Source organism: uncultured Chryseobacterium sp. (assembly GCF_913776365.1).
Classification (GTDB): domain Bacteria; phylum Bacteroidota; class Bacteroidia; order Flavobacteriales; family Weeksellaceae; genus Chryseobacterium.
The window spans coordinates 1-10,672 of sequence record NZ_CAJYMO010000321.1; the positions used below are offsets into that span (position 1 = coordinate 1).

At 43.7% G+C, this 10,672-nt stretch carries 10 protein-coding genes and 1 riboswitch; of the genes, 7 read left to right on the top strand and 3 right to left on the bottom strand.

The genetic code is table 11. The features are described 5' to 3' along the window. Together QZ735_RS17570 and QZ735_RS17575 are read left to right on the top strand one after the other, a co-directional pair. Positions 1–738 (top strand): LacI family DNA-binding transcriptional regulator (locus QZ735_RS17570; RefSeq protein WP_294251251.1); only part of this gene is annotated, 738 nt, incomplete at its 5' end. Positions 739–902: 164 nt separating this feature from the next. Continuing rightward, positions 903–970, top strand: a riboswitch (Fluoride riboswitch). Positions 971–1,000: 30 nt separating this feature from the next. Continuing rightward, positions 1,001–2,305, top strand: a complete 1,305-nt coding sequence (locus tag QZ735_RS17575; protein WP_294251252.1) for a voltage-gated chloride channel family protein — start codon at positions 1,001–1,003, stop codon at positions 2,303–2,305. Positions 2,306–2,524: 219 nt separating this feature from the next. On the opposite strand, the gene QZ735_RS17580 is transcribed toward QZ735_RS17575, so the two are convergent. Next, entirely contained in the window at positions 2,525–2,719 is a 195-nt protein-coding gene (locus tag QZ735_RS17580) for a hypothetical protein (protein WP_294251255.1), read from the bottom strand. Positions 2,720–2,885: 166 nt separating this feature from the next. Further along, a complete protein-coding gene (locus QZ735_RS17585) occupies positions 2,886–4,127 on the bottom strand; it encodes an MFS transporter (protein ID WP_294251278.1) in 1,242 nt (413 codons plus the stop codon). Positions 4,128–4,822: 695 nt separating this feature from the next. Here QZ735_RS17585 and QZ735_RS17590 point away from each other — a divergent pair. The 5 genes from QZ735_RS17590 to QZ735_RS17610 all read left to right on the top strand — a co-directional run bounded on the left by QZ735_RS17590 (position 4,823) and on the right by QZ735_RS17610 (position 8,632). Next, positions 4,823–5,008 (top strand): hypothetical protein, encoded by a 186-nt coding sequence (locus QZ735_RS17590; RefSeq protein ID WP_294251258.1) that lies wholly within the window; start codon positions 4,823–4,825, stop codon positions 5,006–5,008. Positions 5,009–5,137: 129 nt separating this feature from the next. After that, complete coding sequence (locus QZ735_RS17595) at positions 5,138–5,548, top strand: hypothetical protein (protein WP_294251262.1); 411 nt, start codon at positions 5,138–5,140, stop codon at positions 5,546–5,548. Beyond that, positions 5,545–6,543, top strand: a complete 999-nt coding sequence (gwsG, locus tag QZ735_RS17600; protein WP_294251265.1) for a grasp-with-spasm system ATP-grasp peptide maturase — start codon at positions 5,545–5,547, stop codon at positions 6,541–6,543. The genes QZ735_RS17595 and gwsG overlap by 4 nt, the downstream gene beginning before the upstream one ends. 177 nt (positions 6,544–6,720) lie before the next feature. After that, positions 6,721–7,830, top strand: a complete 1,110-nt coding sequence (gwsS, locus tag QZ735_RS17605) for a grasp-with-spasm system SPASM domain peptide maturase (protein WP_294251267.1) — start codon at positions 6,721–6,723, stop codon at positions 7,828–7,830. Between the two features lie 13 nt (positions 7,831–7,843). Next, positions 7,844–8,632: a GLPGLI family protein gene (locus QZ735_RS17610; RefSeq protein ID WP_294251270.1), complete on the top strand. Its 789-nt coding sequence runs from the start codon at positions 7,844–7,846 to the stop codon at positions 8,630–8,632. Between the two features lie 129 nt (positions 8,633–8,761). Here QZ735_RS17610 and rny read toward each other — a convergent pair whose 3' ends face one another. Further along, positions 8,762–10,333, bottom strand: coding sequence for a ribonuclease Y (gene rny / locus QZ735_RS17615; protein WP_294251275.1), 1,572 nt, complete (start codon positions 10,331–10,333; stop codon positions 8,762–8,764). Between the last annotated feature and the right edge of the window lie 339 nt (positions 10,334–10,672).

The following is a 10,672-nucleotide window of genomic DNA, read 5'->3' on the forward strand; positions in this document are numbered from 1 at the left end:
GTTCCTTCCATCATTAAGGGGATTTCTTCGGTACTGCATTCGGAAGGATACCACTTTTTCGTACTGTCTTCAGAAGAATCTTCTGCCATTGAGGAGGAGAACGTCATTACCTGTATCAATTCAAGGGTTGATGGTGTACTGATTTCACTGACGAAGCACAGCAAAGACCTCCATCACCTTCATAGGATCAGGGAAATGGAGGTACCGGTTGTTATTTTCGATAAAACCGTTCCGCAAATTTTTTTTGATGAGGTGGTATTTGACAATAAGATGTATGCAAAAACGGCAGCCGAGAGGTTCATAGAATCCGGCTGCACGAAGATCCTGGCCATTTTCGGTGACGAGAATCTGGAAATCACCCAGATCCGGAAAGATTCATTTGTAGAGGTACTGGATCAGCATCCCGGAATACAATGCAAACTGCTCCACTGCGATTCTGCAGATGCCGTAAAAGACAAGGTGGAAATTATTCTTGATTATGAAACGTTTGATGGTTATTTTGCCATGAGCGACGAGACCCTGGCCGGCCTGCACAGTTCGCTCATCAAAAAGAAAGTGCGGGTTTCCGAAGCGAAGGTTATTGCTATTTCTGAAGGAACGCTTCCGCGGTACCTGGATGAAACTTATGAATGCCTGATCAATGACGGTTTTAAAATGGGAACTGTGGCCGCTTCCCGGCTGATTAACAGCATCAGGTCAGCAGGACCACAGACGCTTCCGGAAACGTATTATGTATGATGGTCCGCCGATCTGTTCCCTGCTTATTTTTACCAACCGGCAAAGAAACCGTGATAACTTCTTCATAACCTAAACATTTGTTCCGAAAAGACAGGCGCGTTGTTAAGGACAGTAGATTTTACGGCAGGGTAAGGCGTTTTTATTTAATGGTAATCCGTATCTTTGCAGGACAGGGAAATGGTGTTCTTCCCTACCCAACCGCCTATGTAAGGCTGATGACGCCTGATTAAAAAATGATCAATCATAATTGAATCAGGAAGATATGTCCATGCATAAAAGACCAGCCTACCGGCTTATAAAACTCCGCTTTTTATTGTTTTTCAGGAAATATCCTGCGCTCCCCTATCTTGTCAGATGGTTATGCATCAGTACGATGACCGGTTTGCTTACCGGCACGGTTTCAGCAGGTTTCTTAATGTCATTGGCATGGGCTACGGATTTCCGGGAAAGCCATTCCTGGGTGATTGCCTTTTTACCGGTAGCCGGATTTCTGGTAGGTGCGCTATACCATTATTTCGGCAAGGATGTGGAAGCGGGAAACAACCTGCTTCTCGAAAATATCCATGAGCCGAAAGAGACCATCCCTTTCAAAATGGCACCGTTTGTCTATCTTGGAACCCTGATGACCCACCTTACGGGAGGCTCGGCAGGCCGTGAAGGAACGGCGCTGCAGATGGCCGGTGCCATTGCAGATCAGCTGACCAGGCCGCTGAAGCTGGACCGGGAAGACAGGAATATCCTCCTTATCTCAGCCATCGCAGCGGGCTTCGGCTCCGTGTTCGGAACTCCGTTGGCCGGTGCCGTCTTCGGACTGGAGGTATTCCTGACCGGACGAATCCGCTACAATGCCATCTTTCCGGCCTTTGCCGCCGCGATTGCGGCAGATGCCGTTACTGATCTCTGGCAGGCGAAACATACCCATTACGTTATTGATTTTATTCCGGAGATTGCATTTCTTCCCATCATCTACAGTATCCTGGCAGGCATTGCCTTTGGAATCTGCGCTGCAGCTTTCAGCAGGCTGCTTCACCGGACCGGCCGGCTTTTCAAATCCAAAATACAGTATCCTCCGCTCCGGCCATTGGTCGGCGGGCTTATCGTGGCTGCAGCCGTTTTTGCCATGGGCACCACAAGATACATCGGGCTGGGAATCCCTGTCATTCTTGAATCTTTTGACCATCAGCTTCCCCCGTACGATTTTATCATGAAAATACTCTTTACGGTTGTTACCCTGGCAGCAGGCTTCAAGGGCGGTGAGGTAACACCGCTGTTTTTCATCGGAGCCGCATTAGGAAGCGCACTGTCGGTAATAATTCCGCTTCCCTGCGGCCTGATGGCAGGGATGGGATTCGTAGCCGTCTTTGCCGGGGCTACCAATACGCCGATTGCCTGCCTGCTGATGGGAATTGAGCTATTCGGCGCGGACTGCGGTGTTTACGTGGCTATAGCCTGTATTGTATCTTACCTGTTTTCAGGGAATAACAGCATTTATCACCGGCAGAAAATCGGGGAACCCAAGAACAGGAGATTCGCACATCTTACGGATAAAAGTTTTGACGACGTATGATGAACTGAATGATGAATGATGAATGATGAATGATGAGTAATGAGCAATTAGCAATTAGTGATGAGCGATAAACGATAATTGATTACTTATCACTTATCACTTATGATAGCGCGTGTTCAAAAACACCAGGATTATAATGACAAAAACCTCCCGGAAGATCCGAAAGGCTTTTGCGTATTAAATGTGGAAATGTTTTCTGGTTGATAAAAAATGCTGCTGTTAACAGGTAATCACCTGCGGACAGGCAATATAAGTAACACAGTATTTCGGGCCGGTAACGGCTCCTGTACAACTGCATCCGCAAAGCGAAAGATCCGGAGTCCCTACGGAACCGCCGCCTTTGGCGCCTCCAATAATATTTTTCAGATCTTCTTTTCTGAGCCTTCTGGCATTCTTCAAAATGTTGTTCTGCATTGTGATTGGTTTTTGGATTAATAAAATGCTTAATGGTCTTTCAAAGTTAAACAAATATTCATTATTCGGAGCATAATTTCTTAGTATTTTTATAATTTGTTTATTTTGACTGACTTATTTTCTTTCTAACGTAAAAAAACTGTAGTTATTACTTAAACACCTGTATTTATTCTGTGAAGTCCAGGTCCCTTTCATGGGTTTCGGAAAGGGTGAGGACAGCGTAAAAGGCCAGTGCAAAGACGATGATACCTACCAGGGCGGCGCTGATGATGACAGTAAATGTACTTTTAAAAACATCAAACCCGAAAATCATAACGGGAACCAGCCCGCGCACCATGTTCGGAACGGTAGTGGTAGCGGTATTCCTGATATTGGTCCCGAATTGCTCTGCTGCCAGCGTAACAAACATGGCCCAGTATCCGGTGCCCAATCCAAGCCAGATGCAGAACAGGTAATATTTCGTCTCGGAATCCGTATTTCCGAACAGCATGATCGCCACACCGGCGATGGTGAAGGCAAGCATGTAGAAAATAGCCATTTTCCGCGATTTTAAAAAATGGGAAAGAAATCCGCTGGTGAAATCCCCTACGGAAATCCCTGCATAGGCCCACATGATTGCTTTTCCGGGATTAAGGCTGGCAATGCCCATCTCCGGGGCAAACTGATTGGCCAGAACCGCTAAGATCCCGATGCAGTACCAGGTAGGGAGCCCCACCGCAATGCATTTCAGATACCGTATCAGCCGGTCTTTGTCGGTAAAAAAAGAGAGGAAATCTCCTTTTGAAACTGAAGCATGTTCCATTTTTTTATAAATTCCGGATTCAGAAACGCTGATCCTCAGGAAAAGCAGGGCAATCCCTAGGATTCCGCCGATAATGTAGGAGATATTCCATCCGCCGGCCAGCTCCACGGTGAGCTGGGCCACCACCGCGCCCATAAGCCCGAATCCTGCAACCACGGAAGTCCCGATGGCCCGAAGGCTTTTCGGCAGGCTTTCCGAAACCAGTGTTATGCCTGCTCCCAGTTCTCCCGCAAGACCAATCCCTGCAATAAAACGCAATCCCGCATACTGGTATACCAGGTGTTCTTCCGGAAAGTACGGCAGGAAGCCGCAGGCGATATTGGCAAGCGAATAGACGAGAATGGATCCGAACAAGACCGAAAGCCGGCCTTTTTTATCTCCGAAGATCCCCCAGAAAATCCCTCCGATCAGCAAACCGGTCATCTGGGCATTTAAGATGAAGGTTCCATCGGTATCGGGATTCAGGCCCAAAGCTTTCAGACTGGGAATCCTGACGATCCCAAACAGCAACAAATCATAAATATCCACAAAATACCCCAGCGCGGAAATAATAACCGGAAGGGAGAAAATATACTTCATTTTTGAAGACAGCGGAAGTTCCTGCATGGTATTGTAAATTTGGTTAAAAATAGAAATTAATTTCAATCCGGCCGTATTTTGCCGCTGATTAAATTGAGGCAACGTAAAAACAGCATTGCTCTGTCGTGCTAACCTGTTCGTGTATTGATATGCATTTGAACGGGCGTATAGCTCCCGCGGGTTAGTTGCATCACGCCAATATGACATAACCTGATAAGATCTTAAAAAGGCTTACCTGTAACAAGACGAAAATCTGCGGTAGAAATATAAGCCGGCCTATTTACGTCTGTTTTCAAATTAATTTAACCGGAAAACACGATTTTATTTACTATTTTAACCTTTGTACTCCTATTTCAAAACTTTTTTCTCTCGTTTGCGCCATTAGGTTAACACTGCCTGAATATTTTCAAAAATGTTAAAAAACCTCTTTTTTAATTCAACAAATATATTTAAAATTGTAAAAAATAAAACATATCATTATTTTATCACAATACTAAATTTTCCTGCTCAGGCAAATTCAGCATTGAAAAAGGATTCGGAATTTTCCGGAATTTTTTATTCATTAAGTGATTAGCTAGGAATTAAAAAATATTGATTTGTCCGGTATTCCGTAGTACGTAATGCGGAAGAAAGATGAATCAGCAAGGCTTGCAAGCGACACCAAAAGGGATCTGACGTGTATAAATCCTGATCCGGATATTAATTACAAAAACTTTACAAAAATGAAAAAGCAATTAAAGTCGTTACAAGACAAAAAATTAAACTCCCATGATATGATTTCCCTGAAAGGAGGAAAAAAGAGTCAGGAACCCACAACAACAATGGTTATGACCAATTGTGGCGGAGGGCAGACAGCAGATGACGGATCAACGGATGACTCAGACTGGGCAACAGGTTCAGATTTATAGGATATGTTTCTGAAAAAAACAGCAGAAAGCCAATTTTTATTGGCTTTCTTTTCCTTCACCGTACTGATCTCGTGTTCAGCTTATCAGGCAACGGTTTCAGACTTGCCTGAGGATCATAAATATACCTATTTGTTTCAGAATACCAGACAGCCTGTTTCATTTTACAGTTACGGGGGAAGGCATTTGAGCAGACGGCCGTTTTTCCGCAGGTACGGCACGTTGGTTTTTACCTATTGCGACAAGCTCAGGGAAAATAAGAAAAGCAAAGGCAATGAGGTCTATTACAGCCTCTTTATCATTAAGGAGATCCCGGAAACGATTATCCTGAAAAATGATACGTTAACTGCCAGGCTGTATGATAAAAAAGTACTCTGCTTTAGTGATCATGACAGGAAACGGAGAAAAAACATTTATAAAAGGTATTTTGTTTCCGGAAATAAAAATTACCTGTTCGTGGGAGAATATAAAAGATTTTATAAAGACCTGGACGCGGTATACCGGTACCACATGTCCCAGGAAATGGAAGGCTTGGAATTATGACTGAAATTTTAATTATATCCAAAGCGGATCTGGAACTGACCACCAACAGCGTATGCGACTGGCTGAATTATTATGAAATCCCTTTTATAAGAATCAATGTCAATCAGATCACTAATCCCGACTATTACGATCTGTTTATAGACATCAATAATCATAAGCTTGAAGTTTTCGATAAAGTTAACCGTCGAAAAATTAATCTTGAGCATATAAAGGTCGTATGGTGCAGAAGATTTACAGACATGGTTTATGATGATGTCATCAGGCAGGAAAATGAAATTGCCCGCAACCTGATTACATTCGCCAAGTTTCATTCTGCAGAAAGAAACCGGTTTCTGAGGATATTATTTGATTTTTATCCGGAATGGAAGTGGTTTGATCATTACAGGGATTCATTGCAACTGGATAAGATACAAGTGCTGAGACTGGCCAAAAAGTATGGGTTATCTGTTCCTGAAACCTACATAGCCAACAGCAGAGAATCGTTGTCACTGATACTACAACACAACAAAGACCTGATAACCAAGCCTATCTTTGAGAGCATCACTTTCACCGGGTCCGGTGGGATGTACGGCACCCACACGCAAAAGGTCAGAAAGTGCAGGATTGAAAACTTTACCCCTTCCCTATTTCAGGAAAATATCCGGAAGAAGTTTGAACTAAGAATATTCTATCTGGACGGCTCGTTCTACGCCATGGCTATTTTCTCTTCCGGCAGCCATAAAACGAAAACCGATTTCAGAAACTACGATCTGTCTGATCCTAACCGGTGTGTGCCCTATGATCTGCCGCAGACCATAAAGGAGCGCTTAACCCGTCTGATGAATCAGCTGCATCTTTGCTCCGGCTCCATAGATATGATTAAGGATGATAAGGGAAGATATGTTTTTTTAGAAATTAATACGGTGGGACAGTTCGGCATGGTTTCCCTGCCGTGCAACTACTGCCTCGAAAAAGAAGTTGCTGAATTTTTAATACGGAAAAAGAATGAATGTTAATCATTTGAAGAAAATCATTAAAAGAAATAAAGGATCTTATATTGTAAGGGACCTGGATTCCCTTTTCAGCCCGAACGAAAAGTTGCCGGATTACCGGGATTTGCAGATTCCTTCTTCCCTGCAGAATGGATCCGGAATCTATCTGAGTAAAAAATTTTATAAAAAAATATCCAAATTTTGAAAACAGAAAAAATAATCTATAAGCTATATGCTGATATTATTCCTGTGAAAGGATATTCACGTTGCCTTTTGCTGGATATCACTAAAAAAAGGTATTGGTATATTCCTACGGTCCTGTATGAGGTCGTGAGCAGTGAAATTGATTTCGAATCCCTGCAGGCATTGTATCCCGATGAAAAGGAAGTGACAAGGGCATATAAAAAATTCCTGCTGAAAAATGACCTGATTTTCCAGATATCCGGTGATGAAAAGGATGCCTTTCCGCCCATCAACATGCGGTGGCACAACCCTGGCAGGATAACCAATATGATCATTGATATTGATTCTGAAACATCCCTTGATTCAATAGAGAACATCTACGCTGAAATAGGGAAACTGGGTGTAGAGGCCATCCTGTTCCGTTGCTTTTCTGAGAAAAAGCTGAAAGAACTGAAAAAACACATCATCCGGATAGGCAGTGATCCCTGCAACAGGCTGCGGGACATCCAGCTTGACGTATGCATAAGAAAAACAGCCCATCTGAGAACAACAAGAGCAGATATAAAAGCAATTTCCAAGCTTCCCGTCATCAGTACAATTACCGTTTTTACTGCAGATAAAAACCCGGCGGACCATCCGGTAAAAGATAATAAGATCCGTTATATAAAACGCGTTGTGGAAGGTCCTGAATATTGCGGGACCATACAGGGAAATATCGATTCTATCAACCTTGAACTCATTTCCGAGTCCATGCACCACAACTCCTGTTTAAACTGTAAGCTGTCAATTGACAGTGCCGGGAATATTAAAAATTGTCCCTCAATGACCCGGAGCTTTGGCAATATCAGCGATACGACACTGGAAAAAGCTCTCAACCGGAAAGATTTCAAACAGTATTGGAACCTTACCAAAGACAGCATCGAGGGCTGTAAAGACTGTGAGTTCAGATACATCTGTACAGACTGCAGGGCCTATACTAACCGTACCCATACAGATGAAAAAGGACTTGATATTTCAAAGCCGCTGAAATGCGGTTATGATCCCTATACTGGCAAATGGGAAGAATGGAGCACAAACCCTTTAAAACAAAAAGCAATCCGATATTATGGAATGGAGAAGTTTATTTAGCACATTGATTTTCGTGAGTCTGTTTTCGACACTGTCCTATGCACAAAGCTACAGGATCTTGTACCGGATGACTTATAAACCGGACTCATTAAGCGACGAGGTAAAAAGCAGGGAAATGGTTCTCCTGATCAAGGATAATGAATCAAAGTTCTATTCCAAAGATCAGTACCTTAATGATTCTGTGGTGATGAAAAGGCAGAAAGCCGGGGAAGAATTCCAGAAAAAATATGATTACCATTTCATGGTGATTAAAGATAACAGCAGAAAAAAAATCCAGCGGTTTACGGTTCTGCTCAGGGACGTTTTTAAAATTTCGGAGAAGAGTCCTGTTTTCAGATGGAAAATCGGTACAGCTACCGGGAAAATAGGAGCATACAACTGCCAGAAGGCAACGCTTACCTATTCCAACCGTACCTGGGAAGCATGGTTTACCACTGATATTGCCCTGCAGAACGGCCCCTATGTCTTTGACGGACTGCCGGGACTGATCGTATATATGAAAGAGGCAAAAAACAATTATGAATTTTCGCTTACGTCTATAAAAAAGGACGAAAACTTTGATATTCATTATCTGTCTGCTCTGCCTCTCGAGGTTACGGCAAAACAGCTGGATAAAGTCCGGAGAGACTATTATAACGATCCGTACCGGGAAATGAAGGCCGGGAATGTAAAAGTGCGGTGGCGGGATGAAAACGGCAGGGAATTTACACCGGATTACCAACAGCTTACCAGAACACAACAGGATTATATTAAAAAACATAATAATCCGATAGAACTGGCAGAGGCTATCCGGTACCCCTGACGGGTTTTATCCGAACCGGTATGATGCATGATCTAAAGGAATTCTTCAAATGCCGCTTAAGTCGGCTGTACCAATAAAAAAACCTTCCGGATGCCCGGAAGGTTTTTCATTGTATCTTGTATAAAGCGTTTATCTTGCGATGTTCACCGCTCTGGTTTCCCGGATTACCGTAACTTTCACCTGTCCCGGATAAGTCAGTTCATTCTGGATTTTTTCAGAGATATCATAAGAGAGCTGGGAAGCTACTTCGTCGTTTACTTTTCCGCTTTCCACCATTACCCTCAGTTCCCTTCCGGCCTGGATGGCGTAGGCTGAAGAAACACCGTCAAAGCTCATCGCTGCAGATTCAAGATCTTTCAGTCGCTGGATATACGATTCCAGCACCTGTCTTCTGGCTCCCGGTCTTGCTCCGGAGATGGCATCCGCCACCTGGATGATCGGTGATAAGAGGGAGGTCATTTCCACTTCGTCTTGGTGGGCACCAATGGCATTGATGACTTCTGCGTTTTCACCATACTTCTCAGCCCACTGCATTCCCAGTAAAGCGTGCGGAAGCTCGGATTCCTGTTCCGGAACTTTACCGATATCATGCAGCAGACCTGCTCTTTTTGCCAGTTTCACATTGAGTCCCAGCTCTGCAGCCATGGTGGCAGCGATGTTCGCTACTTCTCTGGAGTGCTGTAATAAGTTCTGTCCGTATGAAGAACGGTATTTCATCCTTCCTACGATCTTGATCAGTTCAGGGTGTAAGCCATGGATCCCAAGATCGATGATGGTCCTTTTTCCTACTTCGATGATCTCCTCTTCGATCTGCTTTCTCGTCTTCTCCACTACCTCCTCGATTCTTGCCGGGTGGATTCTTCCGTCGGTTACCAGCCTGTGAAGCGATAATCTGGCTATCTCTCTCCTTACCGGGTCGAAACATGAAAGAAGGATGGCTTCAGGGGTATCATCCACAATGATTTCAACTCCCGTTACCGCTTCCAGGGCACGGATATTCCGTCCTTCCCTTCCGATAATCCGTCCTTTTACCTCATCGGATTCGATGTTAAATACAGAAACCGAGTTTTCGATGGCCTGCTCTGTCCCGATTCTCTGGATGGTCTGGATCACGATCTTTCTGGCTTCGCTTTTGGCATTCAGCTGGGCTTCTTCCATGATGCTCTGTACGTGGGCCTGGGCTCTGGTTTTGGCTTCGGCTTTCATGGTTTCCACAAGCTCTGCTTTGGCTTCTTCTGCCGTATAATTAGCAATCTTCTCAAGGATTTCTACCTTCTTTGCCGTTGCGGAATCCAGCTCCTGCTGCTTTTTATCCAGCACTTCACTTTTTCTGGCATAATCGGCAATCTGCTTATCCAGATCTTTTTCAAGCTTGGCGGCTTTATTCAGCTCATCATTCAGTTTGTGCTCTTTGTCCTTTGCTCTTTTCTCGATTTCCTGCATCTTCTTTTCGCGTGCCTGGATATCGGCATCGTGTTGGGACTTCAGCTCCAGGAATTTTTCCTTGGCCTGCAGGTTCTTTTCTTTTTTTATGGATTCTGCCTGGACATTGGCTTTTTCCAGAAGGTTTTCGGCATTTTTCTTTGCATCGTCTATGATGAATTTTCCTTTGGTATTGAGTGAGCTTTTAGAGAACAGAATCCCTGCTGCTGCACCGATTACCAAACAAATAATGCCTACTATAATGGCTGCGGTTGTCATAATCTATGTTGAGTTTTAATTTTTGTTTTATTAATTGTTGTTGTCGTTTCTATACAAAAAAGCCTATAATAATCCAGAGATTGAGAGTAAACTCCTAATCAACACGATTTGAACTGATTTCCACTGTCTGTAATCCGGACGGGCCGGCACGCCATTCAATGGACATTTGTCCGGTAATTGTTTAGTGTTGAGTTTACCTTTAATGTGTTAGAATTATTATAGGCAGTCTTTCCGGGAAAAAAAATCTATTTCCCTATTTATTTCTTTATTTTATTTCCTTTACATCGTTCAACGATTGGGTAATCTGTGATAACCTCTCGTTGGCAGCGTGCAGGGTTC

Bases quoted from the DNA above. Each gene is read 5' to 3' on its own strand.
- QZ735_RS17575 (WP_294251252.1), top strand. From the start codon at position 1,001: ATGTCCATGCATAAAAGACCAGCCTACCGGCTTATAAAACTCCGCTTT.
- gwsG (WP_294251265.1), top strand. From the start codon at position 5,545: ATGACTGAAATTTTAATTATATCCAAAGCGGATCTGGAACTGACCACC.
- QZ735_RS17580 (WP_294251255.1), bottom strand. From the start codon at position 2,719: ATGCAGAACAACATTTTGAAGAATGCCAGAAGGCTCAGAAAAGAAGAT.
- QZ735_RS17590 (WP_294251258.1), top strand. From the start codon at position 4,823: ATGAAAAAGCAATTAAAGTCGTTACAAGACAAAAAATTAAACTCCCAT.
- rny (WP_294251275.1), bottom strand. From the start codon at position 10,333: ATGACAACCGCAGCCATTATAGTAGGCATTATTTGTTTGGTAATCGGT.
- QZ735_RS17585 (WP_294251278.1), bottom strand. From the start codon at position 4,127: ATGCAGGAACTTCCGCTGTCTTCAAAAATGAAGTATATTTTCTCCCTT.